The sequence below is a fragment of the Mycobacterium sp. NPDC003449 genome (genome assembly GCF_053588415.1).
In genome coordinates this window covers 1-19,006 of record NZ_JBSFPX010000153.1, presented here as the reverse complement: position 1 = coordinate 19,006, position 19,006 = coordinate 1, and the positions used below count along the sequence as shown (strand labels likewise).

22 protein-coding genes are annotated in these 19,006 nt (G+C 69.2%); 7 read left to right on the top strand and 15 right to left on the bottom strand.

Features of this window, described 5'->3' with window-relative positions:
• The 4 genes from ACWDTP_RS28920 to pdxR form a co-directional block, all read right to left on the bottom strand.
• The coding region (locus tag ACWDTP_RS28920) for a bifunctional ADP-dependent NAD(P)H-hydrate dehydratase/NAD(P)H-hydrate epimerase (RefSeq protein WP_450026249.1) at positions 1 to 1,234 on the bottom strand (1,234 nt) is incomplete at its 3' end.
• Positions 1,235 to 1,296: 62 nt separating this feature from the next.
• On the bottom strand, positions 1,297 to 1,692 hold the full coding sequence (locus ACWDTP_RS28915) for a type II toxin-antitoxin system VapC family toxin (RefSeq protein WP_450026247.1): 396 nt from the start codon (positions 1,690 to 1,692) through the stop codon (positions 1,297 to 1,299).
• Positions 1,689 to 2,036, bottom strand: coding sequence for a type II toxin-antitoxin system Phd/YefM family antitoxin (locus ACWDTP_RS28910; RefSeq protein WP_450026245.1), 348 nt, complete (start codon positions 2,034 to 2,036; stop codon positions 1,689 to 1,691). The genes ACWDTP_RS28915 and ACWDTP_RS28910 overlap by 4 nt, the downstream gene beginning before the upstream one ends.
• A 134-nt stretch (positions 2,037 to 2,170) precedes the next feature.
• Positions 2,171 to 3,571: a MocR-like pyridoxine biosynthesis transcription factor PdxR gene (gene pdxR / locus ACWDTP_RS28905; RefSeq protein ID WP_450026243.1), complete on the bottom strand. Its 1,401-nt coding sequence runs from the start codon at positions 3,569 to 3,571 to the stop codon at positions 2,171 to 2,173.
• A gap of 57 nt (positions 3,572 to 3,628) precedes the next feature.
• On the opposite strand from pdxR, the gene ACWDTP_RS28900 reads away from it, so the two are divergent.
• Complete coding sequence (locus ACWDTP_RS28900) at positions 3,629 to 4,618, top strand: DMT family transporter (RefSeq protein WP_450026241.1); 990 nt, start codon at positions 3,629 to 3,631, stop codon at positions 4,616 to 4,618.
• A 41-nt stretch (positions 4,619 to 4,659) separates the two neighbouring features.
• Complete coding sequence (locus ACWDTP_RS28895) at positions 4,660 to 4,965, top strand: hypothetical protein (RefSeq protein WP_450026239.1); 306 nt, start codon at positions 4,660 to 4,662, stop codon at positions 4,963 to 4,965.
• A 30-nt stretch (positions 4,966 to 4,995) separates the two neighbouring features.
• On the opposite strand, the gene ACWDTP_RS28890 is transcribed toward ACWDTP_RS28895, so the two are convergent.
• Together ACWDTP_RS28890 and glmS are read right to left on the bottom strand one after the other, a co-directional pair.
• Entirely contained in the window at positions 4,996 to 5,922 is a 927-nt protein-coding gene (locus ACWDTP_RS28890) for an alpha/beta fold hydrolase (RefSeq protein WP_450026237.1), read from the bottom strand.
• Between the two features lie 84 nt (positions 5,923 to 6,006).
• Entirely contained in the window at positions 6,007 to 7,875 is a 1,869-nt protein-coding gene (gene glmS, locus ACWDTP_RS28885; protein ID WP_450026235.1) for a glutamine--fructose-6-phosphate transaminase (isomerizing), read from the bottom strand.
• Between the two features lie 91 nt (positions 7,876 to 7,966).
• Here glmS and ACWDTP_RS28880 point away from each other — a divergent pair, with 91 nt between their 5' ends.
• From ACWDTP_RS28880 to ACWDTP_RS28870, 3 genes are read left to right on the top strand one after another with little or no spacing between them, the layout of a single operon-like run.
• Positions 7,967 to 8,188, top strand: coding sequence for an AbrB/MazE/SpoVT family DNA-binding domain-containing protein (locus ACWDTP_RS28880; protein ID WP_450026233.1), 222 nt, complete (start codon positions 7,967 to 7,969; stop codon positions 8,186 to 8,188).
• A gap of 14 nt (positions 8,189 to 8,202) precedes the next feature.
• The gene (locus ACWDTP_RS28875) at positions 8,203 to 9,045 is read left to right on the top strand and encodes a dienelactone hydrolase family protein (RefSeq protein WP_450026231.1); all 843 of its coding nucleotides are present in this window, start codon (positions 8,203 to 8,205) and stop codon (positions 9,043 to 9,045) included.
• Positions 9,046 to 9,081: 36 nt separating this feature from the next.
• Positions 9,082 to 10,122, top strand: a complete 1,041-nt coding sequence (locus tag ACWDTP_RS28870) for an LLM class F420-dependent oxidoreductase (RefSeq protein ID WP_450026229.1) — start codon at positions 9,082 to 9,084, stop codon at positions 10,120 to 10,122.
• 4 nt (positions 10,123 to 10,126) lie between these two features.
• Here the strand turns inward: ACWDTP_RS28870 and ACWDTP_RS28865 are convergent, their stop codons facing one another.
• Positions 10,127 to 10,843 (bottom strand): SDR family oxidoreductase, encoded by a 717-nt coding sequence (locus ACWDTP_RS28865; protein WP_450026227.1) that lies wholly within the window; start codon positions 10,841 to 10,843, stop codon positions 10,127 to 10,129.
• A gap of 71 nt (positions 10,844 to 10,914) precedes the next feature.
• Here ACWDTP_RS28865 and ACWDTP_RS28860 point away from each other — a divergent pair, with 71 nt between their 5' ends.
• Entirely contained in the window at positions 10,915 to 11,793 is an 879-nt protein-coding gene (locus ACWDTP_RS28860; protein ID WP_450026225.1) for a LysR family transcriptional regulator, read from the top strand.
• Here the strand turns inward: ACWDTP_RS28860 and ACWDTP_RS28855 are convergent.
• The 6 genes from ACWDTP_RS28855 to rplM all read right to left on the bottom strand — a co-directional run bounded on the left by ACWDTP_RS28855 (position 11,790) and on the right by rplM (position 16,790).
• The gene (locus tag ACWDTP_RS28855) at positions 11,790 to 13,247 is read right to left on the bottom strand and encodes a hypothetical protein (protein WP_450026223.1); all 1,458 of its coding nucleotides are present in this window, start codon (positions 13,245 to 13,247) and stop codon (positions 11,790 to 11,792) included. The genes ACWDTP_RS28860 and ACWDTP_RS28855 overlap by 4 nt on opposite strands.
• A gap of 2 nt (positions 13,248 to 13,249) precedes the next feature.
• Positions 13,250 to 13,546, bottom strand: a complete 297-nt coding sequence (locus tag ACWDTP_RS28850) for a type VII secretion target (protein WP_450026221.1) — start codon at positions 13,544 to 13,546, stop codon at positions 13,250 to 13,252.
• A 58-nt stretch (positions 13,547 to 13,604) separates the two neighbouring features.
• Positions 13,605 to 14,942 carry a phosphoglucosamine mutase gene (glmM, locus tag ACWDTP_RS28845; protein ID WP_450026219.1) on the bottom strand — a complete coding sequence of 446 codons (1,338 nt, stop codon included), beginning with the start codon at positions 14,940 to 14,942 and terminating at the stop codon, positions 13,605 to 13,607.
• Between the two features lie 153 nt (positions 14,943 to 15,095).
• Entirely contained in the window at positions 15,096 to 15,527 is a 432-nt protein-coding gene (locus tag ACWDTP_RS28840; protein ID WP_450026217.1) for a hypothetical protein, read from the bottom strand.
• A gap of 349 nt (positions 15,528 to 15,876) precedes the next feature.
• Positions 15,877 to 16,314: a 30S ribosomal protein S9 gene (gene rpsI, locus ACWDTP_RS28835; RefSeq protein WP_450026251.1), complete on the bottom strand. Its 438-nt coding sequence runs from the start codon at positions 16,312 to 16,314 to the stop codon at positions 15,877 to 15,879.
• A 32-nt stretch (positions 16,315 to 16,346) separates the two neighbouring features.
• The gene (gene rplM / locus ACWDTP_RS28830; RefSeq protein WP_450026215.1) at positions 16,347 to 16,790 is read right to left on the bottom strand and encodes a 50S ribosomal protein L13; all 444 of its coding nucleotides are present in this window, start codon (positions 16,788 to 16,790) and stop codon (positions 16,347 to 16,349) included.
• A gap of 224 nt (positions 16,791 to 17,014) precedes the next feature.
• On the opposite strand from rplM, the gene ACWDTP_RS28825 reads away from it, so the two are divergent.
• On the top strand, positions 17,015 to 17,860 hold the full coding sequence (locus tag ACWDTP_RS28825) for a hypothetical protein (RefSeq protein WP_450026213.1): 846 nt from the start codon (positions 17,015 to 17,017) through the stop codon (positions 17,858 to 17,860).
• Between the two features lie 63 nt (positions 17,861 to 17,923).
• On the opposite strand, the gene eutC is transcribed toward ACWDTP_RS28825, so the two are convergent.
• Positions 17,924 to 18,673, bottom strand: a complete 750-nt coding sequence (gene eutC, locus ACWDTP_RS28820; RefSeq protein ID WP_450026211.1) for an ethanolamine ammonia-lyase subunit EutC — start codon at positions 18,671 to 18,673, stop codon at positions 17,924 to 17,926.
• A partial coding sequence (eutB, locus tag ACWDTP_RS28815; RefSeq protein ID WP_450026210.1) for an ethanolamine ammonia-lyase subunit EutB occupies positions 18,673 to 19,006 on the bottom strand: 334 nt, incomplete at its 5' end. The genes eutC and eutB, both read right to left, overlap by 1 nt.

Genomic DNA, 19,006 nt, shown 5'->3' with positions numbered 1-19,006 from the left:
AGAGCACGTCACCGGATCCCGCGGTGGCGGCCCAGGACTGCCCGGCCGGGTTGAGATAGGTGGTGTCGCCGGCGTCGGCGATCACCGTGACGTTCCCCTTGAGCAGCAGTGTGACGCCGAGGCGTTCGGCCAGCCCGCGGGCCGCGGCGACCCGGTCGTCGCCGACGGGCCCGCCGGCCAACCGTTGGTACTCGCCGGCGTGCGGGGTGAGCACGGTCGGGGCGTCGCGGTCGATCACCAGGTCCGGGTCGGCGGCCAGCAGGGTCAGCGCGTCGGCGTCGGCGATCACCGGCAGATCGGTGTCCAGCGCGAACCGCAGCGCGTCCCGGGCGGCCTGATCCGTTCCGAGGCCCGGCCCGACCACCCAGGCCTGCACCCGGCCCGCGGACTCGGCACTCGCCGCCGCAACCACCTCGGGCCATTGTGAAAGAACCTGCGGTGCAGCGCTTCCGGCGTAGCGGACCATCCCCGACGTCGCGGCCACCGCGGCTCCCGTGCTGAGCACCGCCGCGCCCGGATACGCCGACGACCCGGACAACACCCCCGTGACGCCCTGGGTGTACTTGTCGTCGTGTGGGCCGGGCAGCGGCCAGAGCGCCCTGACGTCGGCGGCCTGCAACCCGATCAGGTCGGCGGGTGCGAGATCGAGGCCGATGTCGATGAGTTCGACCCGGCCGCAGTCACCGAGCGCATGCACGGGTTTGAGCCCACCGAACGTCACGGTGAGCGCGGCACGCACGTGGGGGCCGTCGGCGACCCCGGTCTGCACGTCGATGCCACTGGGGAGGTCGACGGCGATCACGGGTGCGCTGTTGGCCTCGAATACCGCCGCGGCATCGGGACGCAACGGGCCGCGCCCCGAAATGCCCACGACCCCGTCGATCACCAGATCCGTTGCCGCAGTGATGCCGGAAACCACGCGCCCGCCGGCCCGCCGGAATGCCGCCAAGGCCTTGGCATGGGTGCGCTCCGGCCTCAGCAGGACCGCGTCGGCGGCGGCTCCGCGGCGGCGCAGGAACGTCGCCGCCCAGAGCGCGTCACCGCCGTTGTCACCGGAGCCCACCACCGCGCAGACCCGGCGGCCGGCGACACCACCGGTCCTGGTGGTGAGTTCGCGGGCGATCACCGTCGCCAGACCGTGGGCGGCGCGGCCCATCAGCACACCGTCGGGCAGCGATGCCAGCAGTGGGGCCTCGGCGGCACGGATCGCGTCGGCCGAGTAGTAGTGGCGCATCATCTCCCGTTCCGCTCGACGTGCCCGCGCGTCAACAGGTTACGCGGGATCGCAGGCCGGGGTCAGAGTTTCAGGCCCGGCGCGGCCGCCGGCAGGCCCCGCGAGCGGGCCATCCGCAGCAGCTGGATGTCATAGCTGATGAAGGACACGAGTTCCGCGCCGAGCTGCTCGGCACTGGCGAGATGTATTGCGTCCATCGCCTTGATCGGCCCGGGCAAGGCCGCCGCCCGATCCCGGACGGACGGCGTGACCACTATTTCGTCGTAGTCACCGAGCAGTTGCGCCAACAGATTCGGAAAGCTGCCGACCCGGTCGCAATTCCGCACGACCTCGACGAATCCGATAGTGCTGGTCGCTCCCCGGTACTGCGCATGCCGCATGAGATAACCGCGGAGTGCGCCGGCATTGGGACGACCCGTCGCTTCGGTGACAAGCGCCGAAGCATCGAGATAAATCACGACTCCGCTGTGTTGCGGTGGGTTTCGTCCTCTTCGCGAAACCGCCGCTCCCAATCGCTTTCCTGCCGACGCTCCGCCAGCAACGTCTCCAACGGATCCGGCGCTCCTTCGGGCAGGGTGATACGGGTGAACGTGTCCAGGTCTGCCAGGGTCTTTCCGGATCGTCGCAGCGCCCCGGACGCCTCTAACTCTGCGATCCGACTCCCGTACTTCTTCTGTTGTCCCGGCACCAGCGTGGCAATCACTTTTCCGTGCCGGGTCACTTCGATCGTTTCGCCCTTCTCGGCCCGGGCGAACATCGCGCTGGGGTTGTAGGAGAACTCGCGGACAGACACCGTCGTCATGAGTCATATCCTCCCGCCAGAAATTTGTACCTACACGTACGTACAACAGTGTAGGTACATTTGCGTGGCCGCCGCCCCCTTTGCCGCGAGTTTGACGAAAACGCCGCCTCACATGGTGTTTTACGACATTCTCGTCAGATTCGAGGCACCACCCGCGCGATGATGGCGCCGGCGTCGCGGAGCCGGTCCGGAGCATGCGAGGCATAGCCCAGCACCAGGCCTGCAGGCCCGGGCAGCCGCCGATGCCAGGACAGCGGATGGACAAGCACCCCTGCTTCGCGCAGATCGTCGGCGAGCGCGGCGTCGTCGGCCCCATCGGGGAGGATGACCAGCAGGTGCAGGCCCGCCGCGACTCCGGTTACCGACAGCCCGGGAAGCGCACCGAGCAACGCATCACGCCGGGCCCGGTGCCGCGACCGGGCCATCCGGATGTGGCGGTCGTAGTCGCCGGACTCCAGCAGGCGCGCCAGCACCAACTGCGGCACCGTCGGGCTACCCAGGTCAGTCGCATGCTTGGCCGCCACCAGGTCGGCGAAGCGCCGCCGGGGCGCAACCAACCAGCCCAGTCGCAACGCGGGCGCCAGGCTCTTCGAGGTGCTGCCCGCGTAGGCGATACGGTCCGGCGCCGACGGGTGCAGCGCCGGCACCGGTGCACGGTCGTAGCGATACTCGGCGTCGTAATCGTCCTCGATGATCAATGCCCCGTCCCATTCCAGGAGTTCGCGGCGGCGCTGCGGCCCGAGCACCACCCCGGTCGGGAACTGGTGCGCCGGGGTCAGGAACACCGCGGGGGCGCCCGACGCCGCCAGTTCGTCGACCCGGATTCCGTCGTGGTCGACGGGCACCGGAATCGCCTGCAGCCCCCAGTATTCGAGTTCCTCGACGGCTCCTCGCGATCCGGGGTCCTCGACCGCGATAGTGTCGGCACCGCCGCCGCGCAACTGCTGGGCCAGCAGCGCTGCCGCTTGCGCGACACCGGCCACCACGAGGATCTCGTCGGGGTGCACCCGCAGTCCCCGGGTGCGGCCCAGCCATGGGGCCAGCGCGGCGCGCAGCCGCGGATGCCCACGGGGGTCGCCGTAGCCGAGGTCTTCGGCGGAGGTCTCGGACAGCACCGCACGCTCGGCCCGCAGCCAGATCGCGCGCGGGAACGCCGAGAGATCGGGCACCCCCGGCGAGAGGTCGACGCCCTCCCTCGCGGGGATCCGTGGCCGCGGCAGCCGCTGTGGGGGCAATGCCTGCGGGGGACGCGCGGGCGGCCGGGCGGGCCGGGCCAGCACCACCGTTCCTCCGCCCGACCGGCCACTGACCAGGCCTTCATCGGCGATCCGCCGGTATGCCTCGACTACCACGCCACGCGATATCCCGAGTTCGCCGGCCAGGACCCGGCTGGGCGGCAATCGGATGCCCGCGGTGAGCCTGCCGTCGGCGATCGCGGTGCGCAGCGCATCGACCAGCCAGCCGGTCAGGCCCCGCGTCGGCGCCGAGGCCGGGTCGAGTTGCAGGAAGTCCGCCCCTCGCACACTTTGGTCCATTTCAGATGTCCATATTTGGCGCTGTTTATTGGACCATGATGAGCCCACGCTGGGACCATGTCCAGCACCAGACGCGCGGCGCTCTGCGGCGCGCTCGGCATGACCTTCGTCGGCGGCAGCGTCGCCGTCTCGGGCGCGCTCGCCGACGCTCCACTGCACACCGCACAGGCCCTGCGGTACGCGATCGCCTGCGTGTTGTTGCTCGGCTGGGTGAGACTCACCGGGCGCACGGTCCGACTGCCGCGTGGCACCGAATGGCTGTGGCTGCTGGGTGTGACCGCCAGCGGGCTGGTGCTGTTCAACGTGGCGCTGGTATACGGCTCGCGGCACGCCGAACCGGCCGTGCTGGCGGTGGCGGTGGCCTGCGTGCCGGTCGCGTTGGCGACCGCCGGGCCGCTCCTGGAAGGCCACCGACCCACGGCCCGGGTCCTTGCGGCGGCCGCGGTGGTAAGTATCGGCGCCGTGGTCGTCGAGGGACTCGGCCGCGCCGATGCGGTCGGGCTGGCCTGGGCCCTAGTGGTGTTCGCCTGCGAAGCCGGGTTCACCCTCCTCGCCGTTCCGGTGCTGGCCTCACACGGCCCGGCCGGCGTCTCGGTGCACACCACCTGGATGGCTGTGGTGATCTTCGGGATACTCGCGCTCGGCGCCGAAGGATGGCGGGCCGCAACCAGTTTCGACGCCGATGACATCCTCGCGATCGGCTATCTGGCCGTCGGCGTGACGGCGATGGCATTCATCCTGTGGTATTCGTGCGTCAGCCGGCTGGGCGCCGGGCGGGCGGGCCTGCTGACCGGGGTGGCGCCGGTCGCCGCCGCCGTGATCGGCATACCACTCACCGGAGGACTGCCCGCGGCGCCGGTGTGGGTCGGCGTCGCGTTGATCGCGTGCGGGCTTGCGCTGGGGTTGTCGCCAGGATGTAGCACAGCTCAGCCGGCCCCTGCGGATTCCAGATGTGTCCGTAGGCCCGACATCAACACCGTGAGCCCGAAGTCGAATCTCGCATCGAAGTCGACTCCCACGAAAACATCACCTGTCACCCTGCGGTAGGTCTGGTCTTTTTCGTACCCGGCATCCGCGAAGTGATACGGGTGAACGGTGACGCGTTCGTCACCGACGACCCCGAACTACTCGAAATGCTGAGCGCTGACGGCAAACCGGCGGTGCTGGCGACGATCGTGCGCATTCGCGAAGTGTTCGGGCAATGCGGCAAGGCCGTCATCCGGGCCAAGTTGTGGGAGAGCGACAGCCGCGGTTTGGCAGAAGCCGCGACTGTCGGCGGGGATTTCTACACCCTCACCATCACCGAAAGCGCCGCGCGAAGATGGCCGAGAAGCTCGGCGATCTCGCCGGTGTCCTGCACTCGGTCGTCGACGATCATTACCAGAATGACCTGATCTGATCAGGCCGTAATCGAGTTCACGCTCTCAGGAATCCCGCTCGTCCCAGAACCGGCCCGCCCGCTGCGCGATGTCGTCCGGGTATTCGCCGTTGATGGCATGGGAGGCCTCGGCCCACACCTCGACCTCGCCGCGGGCCAGCAGCCCGCGGGCGCGAGCGGCGGCCCGCTCGGGGTCGAGCATGACGCTGCGGCCCGCGATCAGGGCGAGCACCGCCATGTCGAGCCCGGCCAGCTGCGCATCGGTGAACAGCGTGGGCATCGGTGTGCGCAACGTGAAATCCTTTGAGCCGGCCGAGATCAGCGCTGCCTCGGGTTCGGCGGCGTCGACTTCGGACCCACCCGATATCCAGGACAACATCCGGCGTCGCAGATTCTCGGGCACACCGGGCGCGTACAGCAGCATCGAGGCCGCCATCGTCTTTACCGGGATGCGGACGAAGGTGAACACCGGATCCAGCAGGGCCAGCGAGGCCACCCGGCCGGGCCGGTGCACCGCGCAGTTCACCGCCGTCCAGCCACCGATCGACACACCGAGCAGATGCGCGCGGGCCAGGCCGAGCCCGTGCAGGGCCTCGTCGAGCCAGTGCGCCTGATCGGCTGCCCCGCGGATCGCCTTGTGCTGCACCGACAATCCGGCTTCGCCGAGCAGGTCGACGGCGTAGACGGAGCGCCTGGCCAGCAGCGCGGCCAGGTTGGTGCGGTACATCGGGGTGGCCGCATTGCGCCCTGGCAGCAGCACGACCGGTTCCGCGGCATCGGGCCCACCGAACCGGTAGGCCCGGACGGTGCCGAACGACGTTGGCACGTCGAACAGTTCGAAGGGCGGCAGCTGCGCCATCCCGGCCCGGTAGGCGCTCAGGTAATGGTCGAACGCCACATCGCTGACGAACGCCCCCAGCTCACCGCGGCCCCACCGACCGGCGACGTTGACCCTGGGAATCTGCAGATCCATCAGACCTCGCCCCCCAACGTGAACAAGATGTCGAAATCACCCGGAAAACTCGCCATCGTGTTCACGTTCGACACAATGACAGCGCTATTCGACGGTGACCGACTTGGCCAGGTTGCGCGGCTTGTCGACGTCATACCCACGCGCACGAGCCACCCCGGCCGCGAACACCTGCAACGGGACCGTTGACAACAGCGGCTGCAAAAGCGTTGACACCGCAGGCACTTCGATCAGGTGGTCGGCGTAGGGCCGCACGGTGTCGTCACCCTCCTCGGCAATGACGATAGTGACCGCACCGCGCGCCTGGATCTCGCGGATGTTGCTCAGCAGCTTGGCGTGCAGCATCTGCGCATTCTTGGGCGACGGCATCACCACAATCACCGGCAGGTCATCGTCAATCAGCGCGATCGGACCATGCTTGAGCTCACCGGCGGCGAACCCCTCGGCGTGCATATAGGCGAGCTCCTTGAGCTTGAGCGCACCCTCCAGGGCCACCGGGTAGCCGACGTGGCGGCCCAGGAACAGCACCGTCGAGGACGGTGCGAACCGTTGCGCCAGCTGGAACACCGGCTCGATCCCGGCCAGCACCCGGGCGACCAGATCCGGCATGGCTTCCAGCGAGCGGTATTCACGCTCAACCTCGTCGGGGTACTTGATGCCGCGCGCCTGCGCGAGCGCGAGCCCGACCAGATAGTTCGCCGCGATCTGCGCCAGGAACGTCTTGGTGGCGGCGACGCCGATCTCCGGCCCGGCCCTGGTGTAGAGGACCGCGTCGGCCTCGCGCGGGATCTGGCTGCCGTTGGTGTTGCAGATCGCCAGGACCTTGGCCTTCTGCGTCTTGGCGTGCCGCACCGCCTCCAGCGTGTCGGCGGTCTCGCCGGACTGCGAGATGGCGATCACCAGTGTGCTGCGGTCCAGTACCGGGTCGCGGTAGCGGAATTCACTGGAGAGCTCCACCTCGACGGGCAGCCGGGTCCAGTGCTCGATGGCGTACTTGGCCAGCAGCCCGGAGTGGTAGGCGGTGCCGCACGCGACGATGAAGACCTTGTCGATCTCGCGGAGTTCCTGATCACTCAGCCGCTGCTCGTCGAGCACGATGCGGCCGTCGACGAAATGCCCCAGCACGGTGTCGGCGACCGCGGTCGGCTGCTCGGCGATCTCCTTGAGCATGAAGAATTCGTAGCCACCTTTTTCGGCGGCCGACAGGTCCCAGTCGATGTGGAAGGTGCGGGCACTCGCGGTCACGTCGTTGCCGTGGAAATCGCAGATCCGGTAGCCGTCGGCGGTGAGGACGACGGCCTGGTCCTGGCCGAGTTCGACGGCGTCGCGGGTGTGCTCGATGAACGCGGCGACATCGCTGCCCAGAAACATCTCGCGGTCGCCGACGCCGAGCACCAGCGGCGTTGAGCGCCGCGCCGCCACGATCGTGCCCGGATCATCGGCGTTGGCGAACACCAGGGTGAAATGGCCCTCCAGCCGGCGCAGCACCGCGAGGACGGAGGCCGCGAAGTCCCCGGCGGTGGCACCGTCGCGGTACTGGCGGGCCACCAGATGGACCGCGACCTCGGTGTCGGTATCGCTGGCGAACTCGACCCCGGCCGCCTCCAGCTCGCCTCGCAGCGTCGCGAAGTTCTCGATGATGCCGTTGTGGACGACGGCGATCTTGCCTGCCGCGTCGGTGTGCGGGTGCGCATTCCGGTCGGTGGGCCTGCCATGGGTGGCCCAGCGGGTGTGTCCGAGCCCGGTGCTGCCGGCCAATTCGGCGTCGCCGGTTTCGGCCAGCGCGGCTTCCAGGTTGGCCAACCGGCCGGCCCGGCGCTGCACCGCGAGTCCGCCGTTGCCGTCGATCAGCGCGATGCCCGCGGAGTCGTAACCGCGGTATTCCATCCGGCGCAGCGCGTCGACCACAATGCCGCGGGCCGGGCGCGCCCCGACGTAGCCGACGATTCCACACATAGGGCTCCAGGGTAATGCACCACCCGCGAACACCATGCCAATCTGTTCCTACCAGTTATACTTGTAGAACTAGTACTACTTGGGAGGTTCCATGACAACGCCTGACGAAACATCCGGCGGCAACGACGGCAAATACGCCAGCACGGTGCGGGTCGGCGAGAAGGGCCAGATCGTGATCCCCAAGGCGGCCCGGGAGCTGTTCGGCATCGCACCCGGTGACACGCTGCTGCTACTGGCCGACGTCGAGCGCGGCATCGCGATCGTGCGGCCCGACCTGTTCGAACAGTTCCCCGAAGCGCCGAATCAGCCGTGAGCTACGGTCAAGGGGTGGCCGGCACAAAGAAGCTCTTCGCGGCGTTGACCCATCGCGGACCGCACCGGGTTCTGCGCGGCGACCTGGCGTTCGCCGGTGTGCCCGGCGTCGTGTACACCCCGGATTCGGGCCTCAACCTCGCAGGCATCGCGTTCGGCCACGATTGGCTGGCCAAGGCCGACAACTACACCGGCACCCTGGAACACCTTGCCTCCTGGGGCATCGTCGCGGCCGCCCCCAACACCGAGACTGGCCTGACACCGTCGGTGCTCAACTTCGCCTTCGACCTCGGCGCCACCCTCGACATCATCAGCGGTGTGCGCCTTGGTCCGGGAAAGATCAGCGTGCACCCGAACAAACGCGGCGTGGTGGGGCATGGCTTCGGCGGATCCGCGGCGGTGTTCACCGCCGCGGGAATGCGCGACAAGCCGAATGCGGTCGCGACGCTGTTCCCGACCGTCACCAAACCGACCGCCGAGCGACCGGCCGCGACGCTGAAGGTGCCCGGCCTGGTGCTGACCGATCCGGGCGATCCCATGACCTTGCGCTCCAACGCGGTCGAGCTCACCCGTGCCTGGCCCGGCGCGACGCTGCGCACGGTGGCCAAGACCACCGCGGGCGGGCTCGTCGAGGGTCGGCGGCTGGCCCGGTTCGTCGGACTCCCCGGCGCCGACCGCGGCACCCAGAAGACCGTGCGCGCCCTGCTCACCGGCTACCTGCTGGCCGCGGTGGCCGAGGACAAGACCTACAAGGATTTCGCCGATCCCGAGGCAGCGCTCCCCCATACCGAGATCCTGGATGCACAGGGAGATCCGGTAGCGCTCGAGGACAAAGTCGCCGCCCTGCTCAAGGTGTGACGAAGTCAACCAACCGGTTGGGTGTATAACTCGGTGATGCGCACAGGCATCTTTCTGAGTTATGCCGGCGGCTTCAAGGAGGCCGCCAACCAGGTCGTCGAGCTGGAGAAGGTCGGCGTCGACATCGCCCTGGTCGCCGAGGCCTATTCCTACGACGCGATCAGCCAACTCGGCTACCTGGCCGCCAAGACCTCGACCATCGAACTCGGCACCGGCGTGGTGCCGATCTACACCAGGACCCCGTCGCTGCTGGCGATGACCGCTGCCGGCGTCGACCACGTGTCCGACGGTCGGTTCCGGCTCGGCATCGGCACCTCCGGCCCGCAGGTCGTCGAGGGCTTTCACGGTGTGCCGTTCGACGCGCCGCTGGGCCGAACCCGCGAGGTGGTCGACATCTGCAGGCAGGTGTGGCGGCGCGAGAACGTCGACTACCACGGAAAGCACTACCAGCTGCCGCTGCCCGCCGGACGCGGCACCGGACTGGGCAAGTCCCTGCACCTGATCAATCATCCGGTGCGGGAACGCATCCCGATCACCATCGCCGCACTGGGCCCCAAGAACGTCGCGCTGACCGCCGAGATCGCCGAGGGCTGGCAGCCGGTGTTCTACCACCCCGAGAAGGCCGACGACGTCTGGGGCGACGCGCTGCGTGCCGGCACCGCCAAGCGTGATCCGGCACTCGGCCCGCTGGACGTGATGGTGAGCGCCAGCCTGGCCATCGGCGACGATGTCGAGGACCGGCTGGCCTGGGCCAAACCCCAACTGGCGCTGTACATCGGCGGCATGGGCGCCCGCGGCAAGAACTTCTACCACAACCTGGCCACCCGGTACGGATTCGGCGAGGTCGCCGACCACATCCAGGATCTGTACCTGGCCGGCAAGAAGGCCGAGGCCATCGAGGCGGTGCCCGACGACCTGGTCCGCAACGTATCCCTGGTCGGCCCAAAAGGATTCGTCAAGGAGCGGCTGGCCGCCTACGCCGAGGCCGGGGTGACGACGATGCTCGTGCACCCGCTCGCGACCGATGACGGCGAATCGGTGCGGTTCTGCGAGGAACTCGTAACGCTGACCCGATAGGTCGCTACGTCACGGTGGTGCCACCGTCCACCCGCAGCACCACACCGGTGCCGAACTCCTGCTCCATGCAGTACACGTAGGCCAGTGCGGTGTCGGTGACGGCACCGATCCGTCCGACCGGAAGCTGCTCGACGGCCTGCTGATGAATCGCCTGGCGCTGGGCTTCGCTGAACCCGGACCACAGCGGCGTCTCGATCGGTCCCGGCGCGATCGCGTTGACCCGCAACGGCGCAAGCTCGACGGCCAGCGCTCCGGTCATCGCGTTGATGGCGCCGCACACCGCGGTGGGCAGCACCCCGAGCATGGGTTTGTCGGCGGCGGTGCCGCTGGTCAGCGTGATCGACCCGCCGCGGCTGATCCGCGGCGCGAAGACCCGGATCGCGACGAGCTGACCGGCCAACCGCGTTCCGAGGAAGCCGAGGATCGCCTCGCCAGTCAGATCGGCGAATCGCACCACCTCCAGCTGCTCGCCCGCGGTGAACACCAGGTGCTCGATCGGCCCGATATCGTCGGCCAGCCGGTTCAGCCCGGCCTCATCGGTCAGATCGATGGTGGCGCCGCGGGCTTGGTCGGGCAATGTCGCCAGGGCGTGGTCGACGCTGGATTGATTGCGCGACACCACGATCGGAGTGCCACCGCGTTCGGCGACGGCAGCGGCGACGCCCAGCCCGATGCCGGAGGTCCCACCGATGACGAGGACGCGTGCGTTCTTGAGGTTCATATCTCCACTATCTGGCCGGCCGGGACGGTTCGTCCAAGACCCTTTTCGTCGTCCGGCGATACCCTTGGGGTATGGCCAATGCCGATCTCGATCTGCGCAAACTGCGGTACTTCGTCGCGGTCGCCGAGGAGCTCAACTTCGGCCGGGCGGCACGGCGTCTGCACGTCGCGCAACCCGTGCTGTCCCGACAGATCCGGGCGTTGGAAGACGATCTCGGCGTGCAGGTGTTCACCCGGGACTCCCGCGGCACCCAGCTGACAAGCGCCGGGACCCAGCTACTGCAGGATGCCAAGGTCCTGCTCGACGAGGCGCATGCCTTGCGCCGGCGCCTGAATCGCGCCTCCGCGCCCACCGTGACCGTGACCGTCGGGGTGATGCCTGGACTGCGGGCCACCGCGGCGGCCACCGCCTTCGAGGCCGGGTCGGCGGACCGGCGCGCAGTGGTGCGCCAGGTCGGCTGGAACGAGCAGGTCGAGGTGGTGCGCACCGGCGAGGTCGATGTGGTCTACGCGCGCGAACCCATCGACCACCGCGGTCTGGGCACCGCGGCCCTGCTGGAGGAACCGATGGATGCCGTGCTGCCCGCCGACGACCCGCTGGCGACCCGGGCCAGCGTGCGGTTGGCCGATCTGTCCTCGAAGACGCTGCTGCACGATCCCGCGATGCTGCCGGGCTGGCAGGCCCTGGTCGCACCGGACCAACGGTGGACACCTCCGCGCACCGCCGTCCGCAGCGTGGAGGACAAGCTCGAACATGTCGCCGCCCGTGCGGGATTCGTGGTCCTGCCCCGGTCCACCGCCTTGTATTACCGGCGCCCCGATGTGCGGGTGGTGCCGATCGAGGATCTGCGGCCCGGCCGGGTGACGCTGATCTGGAATGCGGCGGTGGACAATCCCGTTCGCGACGACTTCGTCGCGGCGGCCCTGGCCTGCCGCGACGACACCATCTAACCGCCCACCTGCGGCAGCTCGTCGGCCGCGATCTCACACGGGGTTTCGCCCGGCGACGCCGCCAACGGTTCGGCGGGTGGCGGAGGCTCGACGACTGGAGCGGGCCCGGGTGGCGGTGTCGGCGCGACCGGCGGCGGTGGTGCCGCCTCGACGGGGTCGGCCTGGACGGGTTCGCCAGCCGGTTCGACGGGACCGGCGTCGTCCGTCTCCTCGTCGCCGGCGTCGCCTTCGTCGGCTTCTTCCGCCTCGTCGTCGTTCTTGTCGTCTTCGTCCGTGCCCTCGTCGTCGCCGTCGGCCTCGAGTTCGCCGAATTCCTCCGGCTCATCGAGCTTCTCGGCGTCGGGCAGGGTGTCCTCGGCGAGCGAATCGGGCAGACCGTCTGCGGCAGAGCCGATCAGCCCGCCGAAGAGGTCGGCGAGCTGTTGCCCCAGCCCCGACAGCCCGGATCCGGCGCCCGACAATCCCCCACCGGCCCCCGACAATCCCGCGCCGGTGCCCGGCAACGCCGCGGGCGCGGGCACCGGTGGTTCGGCCGGGCTCATCGGAGCCAGCTGGCCCGGCGCGGCGGGCGGGACGGGAGCGCTCCACGCCTGCGGATCCGACGGAGCGGGCGGGTTCCACGACGGCGGCACAGGCACATCCCGGCCCGGCGCAGCGGGCGGATTCGGTGAAGCCCACCCGGCGGGGACGGTCGCGGCGGTGCCCACGCCGATCGGCACCGGGGCCGCGACCCGCGCACCGGTGGGCGGTGACCACGACGGTCCGAGCTCGCCCGGGATGTCGAACACCGACACCTGGCCCGCATGCAACGCCGCGACCGCGGCGTCGTAGGCGGCGGCCACGGCCGCGGTCGCCGATCCCATGGCAGCCACCCATTCGTCGCCGATATCGTTGTGCACGAACGGTTTTACCTGAAGATCGATCAGTTCGCTTGCGGCGTCGCGGTCCCCGAGCCCGGTACGCAGGGTGTGGGCCGCGGCCAACCAGGCGTCACGCCGGGAGGCGGCCCGCCCCTCGATCCGCAGGGTGGCGCCGACCCTGTCGTCGACCGCCCGCCACAGTGCGTCGCGCAGTTCGGCCACGGTGTACGCGGACGCATCCAGTGCGGCGACCGCGCGTTCGGCCGCTCCGCCGTGACGCACCAGGAACCGCTGGGCGGCGTCGGCACCGTCACCCTGCCACGCGTCGGCCAGCACACCGAGCTGACTGTCCTGTAACCGCAACGCTTCTCGGGCCGACGCGGCGCACCCTGCCAGTGTGACACGGTCGCCGTCGAGCGCCCGCAGGTCCAGACCGTCCTCGTCGCCGTACCAATCCCGGATCTGACCGGGATAGCCGGTCAGATCCGGGTTCTGATATCCGATCAGCTCGCACGCCCGAACGTATTCGGCGATGGCTTCGACCGCGGGTCGGCCCTCGTCCAGACGTGCCGCGACATCTCCGACGCCCGACACGATCAGTCCATCCGCCCCGCCGCGCCGGCGTCGGCCACGACGTACCGATCGGCCGACGCCCGCAGCACGGCCGCGATCTCCCCGGCCGCGCGGGCCCATTCCCGCAGCGCGTCGGCGCGTCCGTCGAGTGCGGCACGCACGGCGTCGCCGTGCGCGGTGTGCGCATGTCCGGCGGTCGCGCCGTCGAACCGCAACCGCGGCCGTGCGTCGGCCTCGACGATATCGGCGACGGTGTCGTAGCGGCGGGCCGCGCCCAGCAGCGCCCCGATGTCGGCCCTGGCCGCGTCAACTTCTCCCATGCCCGGTTTAGACGCAGGGCAGCCCTGTCCGGTTCCGTGCGATCGGCGGAGGTGGTGCCTAGTGCTGACCGCTCACCGATTCGGCCACCCGCACCGCCACCTCGCGGGCGGTGTCCTCGTCGGCGGCCTCGACCATCACCCGCACCACCTGCTCGGTGCCCGAGGGCCGCAGCAGAATTCGTCCGGTGTCGCCGAGTTCGGCCTTCGCCGCCGCCACCGCCGACTGCACCGACGGGGCGACGGCCACCATGGCCTTGTCGGCCACCTCGACGTTGATCAGCACCTGCGGCAGGGTCCGCATCGGCGCGGCCAGCGCGGCCAGCGTGGAACGGGTCTGGGCCATCCGCGACATCAGCCGCAGCCCGGTGACGATGCCGTCGCCGGTGGTCCCGAAGCCGGGCATGACGATGTGACCCGACTGCTCCCCGCCGAGCGAGAACTCGCCGGCCCGGAGTTCTTCGAGGACGTAACGGTCACCGACGCTGGTGGTGCGGACCTCGATACCAGCCGCCCGCATCGCAAGATGCAGGCCCATATTGCTCATCACCGTGGTGACCAAGGTGTTGGCGGCCAGTTCGTCGGCCTCCTGCAGGGCCAGCGCCAGCACCACCATGATCGCGTCGCCGTCCATCACCCGCCCGGTCGCGTCGACCGCCAGGCAGCGGTCGGCGTCGCCGTCGTGCGCCAGGCCGAGGTCGGCCCCGTTCTCCACGACCGCGGCCCGTACCGCATCCATGTGGGTGGACCCGCAGCCGTCGTTGATGTTGAGCCCGTTCGGCTCTGCGTTGATCGCGATGACGTTGGCCCCCGCGGCGCGATAGGCCTTGGGCGCCGCGGCCCATCCGGCACCGTGCGCGCAGTCGACGACAACGGTCAAACCGTCGAGCCGGGTCGTGACGGCCTTGCCGGCATGCCGCAGATAGCGGTCGAGCGCGTCCTCGGCGTCCAGGACCCGGCCGATGCCCGCACCGGTCGGCCGGATCCCCGGCCCGCCGTGCACGTATTCCTCAATGCGGTCCTCGGTGGCGTCGTCGAGCTTGTGCCCGCCGGGACCGAAGATCTTGATGCCGTTGTCCGGCATCGGATTGTGCGACGCGGAGATCATCACGCCGAAGTCGGCGTCGTAGGAGCTGGTCAGATACGCCACCGCAGGCGTCGGCAGGACACCCACCCGCAAGGCGTCGACGCCCTCACTGGTGAGCCCCGCGATCACGGCGGATTCCAGCATCTCGCCGCTGGCCCGCGGATCACGACCCACCACCGCGACGCGGCGCGCATGTCCGCCGGAGTTGCCCAGTCGCCGCGCGGCCGCCGATCCCAGCGCCAACGCCAGCTCTGCGGTCAGATCGCGATTGGCGACGCCGCGCACACCATCGGTGCCGAACAGTCGACCCATGCCCTTAAACTTCTCATAATCCGCCGCCGGAGACACAACCAACGAGGTCATGGGCTGTGCCGCGGCCGAATCGGTACCGGAATGAGATCTGACGAAATCACCGCCCGCGGATCGTTCCGCGGGCGGTGACCTGTCGTCGATCAGTTGGGCAGATCAGCTGCCGTCGTCACTCGATTCGCCCTCCTCCGGAGCGGCGCTGGTGGTCGGGGTCGACGAGGATTCCGGGGCTGCGGTTTCGCTGCCCTGAGTCCCTTCGGTCGCCGGCTCCTGGGCCGTGTCCTCCTCGGTCGCCTCGTTCTGGCGGAGTTCGACCGCACCGACGGTGTTGTTGCACACGTTCTGCTGCACCCCGTCGCCGTCGACGGTCTCGGCCGTGCGGGTGACCTGGGCGACGTCGGTATCGCACACGCCCGCCGCGATCTGCGCGGCCGAGCCGATCGGCACATCTTCGAGGACACCCGCGGTGCCCAAGGCGAGGTCCACCTGACCGTCCCTGGGCGCTGCGTTGGCGATACCCATTCCGGACAGGAACAGCGCGCCGCCGAGAGCGGTGCCCGCTGCCACTCGCATCATCGTGCTCTTCATCAACTAATCCCTTTCAGTCAGGAAGCGGTCCGGTCCCCCAACGAGCTGACTGACTCGCACCGGCGGCAGATTTGGCCTGCCCGGACACCCCGATAGCGCCCCGCCTCGACCCCAGGGTTTTCACGTTTCCCGCCAAAGTCAAACCACAATCGGCGAATTGATGGCGACCAGTATCGACCATGGAATTAACTGAAAGCCACCGTGGATATCGTCGATATACCTTTTGAACAGGAATTTCAACGGTCGGAACAATCAATGAATGCGTTTACTGCGGTTATCGGAAAGGGTGGCAGAAAAAAAACCGCCGAGCGTGGAGAATTCCACGCTCGGCAGTTGTCGGCTGATCAGATCAGCGCTTGCTGTACTGAGGTGCCTTACGGGCCTTCTTGAGGCCGTACTTCTTGCGCTCGATGGCACGCGGGTCACGCGTCAGGAACCCGGCCCGCTTCAGGGCGGGGCGGTCCTCCGGCTGCACCAGGATCAGCGCCCTGGCGATCGCCAGCCGCAGCGCGCCGGCCTGGCCGGACGGGCCGCCACCGTCGAGGTGGGCGTAGATGTCGAACTGCTCCAGCCGGTCCACGGTCACCAGCGGCGCCTTGATGAGCTGCTGGTGCACCTTGTTCGGGAAGTAGTTCTCCAGGCTGCGGCCGTCGAGGTTGAACTGGCCGGTGCCGGGCACCAGCCGGACCCGCACCACGGCCTCCTTGCGGCGGCCGACGGTCTGGATCGGACGGTCGATGATGACGGGCTCGCGCGACTCGGCAGCCTCGTCGACGGCCTCGGTCACGACCTCGGTCTCGGTCGTTTCGGTTACTTCAGTCACTGAGCCACCTGCTTGATCTCGAACGGAACCGGCTGCTGCGCGGCGTGCGGATGGTCGGGCCCCGCGTACACCTTCAGCTTCTTCTGGATCTGCCGGCCGAGCTTGGTGTGCGGCAGCATGCCGACGATCGCGTTCTCGACGACGCGGGTCGGGTGCTTCTGCAGCAGCTCACCGATGCTGCGCTTGCGCAGGCCGCCCGGGTAACCCGAGTGGCGGTAGACGAAGGTGCGCGTCGGCTTGTTGCCGCTCATCGCGATCTTCTCGGCGTTGACGACTATGACGAAATCGCCACCGTCGACATTGGGTGTGAACGTCGGCTTGTGCTTGCCGCGGAGCAGCTTGGCTGCTTCGACGGCGAGCCGGCCGAGGCGCACGTCGGTGGCGTCGATGACGTACCACGAACGCGTGGTGTCACCCGCCTTCGGCGTATAAGTAGGCACTGGGGCTTACCTTCTCTTCTCGGGTTTACGGATCCCGGACGGACCGGGCGCCGGTCAGAGCATGTGCGTTCGGATTCCCCGGCGACCGACAGTGACCCGGGGACCGCCGACCCTGAGGCCAGCACACGCCAACGGAGCAGCTTACCGGGCACCGTCCGCGCAGGTCAAAACGCGCTTATCGGCGCACCCGGGAACCGTCTGACACCGCACAGCGTCCTATCCCCATGGTGTTTCTGGGTACCGAGGCGTTGACGGCGGGAACGGTGAACCGGTATCGGCTGCGCACCCGGTACGACGCGGTGTTCCGCAACGTCTACGTGCCGCGCGGAATGACGCTGGCTGCCGAGGACAAGGCGGTGGCCGCATGGCTGTGGTCGAATCGAAAGGCCACCGTGGCGGGGTTGTCCGCTGCCGCGCTGCACGGCTCGCGGTGGATCGAAGCCGCACACCCCGCCGAACTCAACCAGCCCAGCCGGACACGGCCCAAGGGCATTCTCATCCACAGTGATGAGCTCGCCGAGGACGAGACCTGCCTGATTCGGGGCATCCGGACGACGACGCCACCCCGCACGGCGTTCGATCTGGGCCGTCGTCGCGGGCTCAGCACGGCGGTCATCCGCGTCGACGCGCTGATCCAGGCGACCCGGCTGAAGATTCCCGACGTCGGATCGCTCATCGATCGTCACCCCGGCGTCCGGGGGCTGGCCCAACTGCGGCGGGTGCTCGGCCTTGCCGATGACGGCGCGGAGTCACCGCAGGAGACCAGGCTCCGGTTACTGCTCGACTCGGCGAATATGCGACCGACCCAGACCCAGATCAACGTGTTCGACGGCTACCGGCTGGTCGGCCGGATCGACATGGGCTGGCCGGAGTGGAAAGTCGGCGTCCAGTACGACGGGTTCCAGCACTGGACCGATGCGAAGCAACGCACGAGGGACATCGATCAGAACGTCGAATACCTCGATCTCGGCTGGCGCATCGTCCGGGTCGGCGCCGACCTGCTGCGCTACCGCCAGCGCACCGTCATCGCCCGAACCCGGGCGGCATTGCGCGCGGCCGGCGCTCCCTGACGGCGAAAGTTGGCTTGTGTATCAGATTTCCGGGAAAACTCGCACACAAGCCAACGCTGGGCGTCACTCGAGCTCGGCGGTGCGGGAGGTGTCCTTGAGGTCGACGCCGGAGCGGCCCAGCGCGAGTGCTCCGCCGACCAGACCCGCCGCGACCCGCGCGGCCTCGGCGTAACCGAGGCCGTCGGGCGGGTGGATGTTGGAGATGCAGTTGCGGTCGGCGTCGGTACGCCCGGGCCGTGGCAGGTGGGTCAGGTAGATGCCGAGGCTGTCGACGACGCTCAGCCCTGGGCGTTCACCGATGATCACCAGCAGCGTCCGGACCCGCGACCGGGCCCCCACGTGGTCGCCGAGCGCGACCCTGGCCTGGGTGGCGATCACCGGTGCCGCCAGGGTGTGACGCTGGGCGAGTTCGGCCACCAGCGCGGTCAGCAGCGGGACCCCGTGACGGCTCAGCGCCGTCGGCGACAGCCCGTCGGCCAGCACGAAGCCGATGTCGGCCCCCGAATGCGGCACCTCCATCCCGTCGGCGGGCAGCCGGCCGAGATCGGGCCGGCGCAGGTATTCCTCGCGTGAGACGGCCCGGCTGGTGATCACCACCGGTTCCCCGATGCCGATCTCGCGGACCGCCCCGACCAGCCGGTCGGTGTCCAGCGGGACGTGCACCGCGTCGCGGGCCGCGGCATGCGCGGCGGACAGCTCGAGCACCCGGCGGGTGGGCAGCGCGTTCCCGGCCCGGCCAAGGCCGATCCTGGCCTGGGTGGTCTTGCGCAACTCGTCCCAGAACTCTTGAACCGCAACCTCGTTGGAACTCATCACGGCTCCGCCGAAGTCAGTGAGCGCAGCGCCGAGCGCTCCAGGTCGAACGGGGTGAGCTTGCCGGTGTCGTCGACCATACCGACGGTACGCAGCCACGCCTCGAACTCGGGCGCGGGGCGCAGACCCATGGTGCGGCGGGTGACCAGCACATCGTGGAAGGACAGACTCTGGTAGCCGAGCATGACATCGTCGGCGCCGGGCACGGTGATGACGAACGGCACGCCCGCCGCGGCCAGCAGGGTCAACAGCGTGTCCATATCGTTCTGATCGGCTTCGGCGTGGTTGGTGTAGCCGCCCCGGCACCGCTCGACCCGCCCGCGCCGTCGCGGC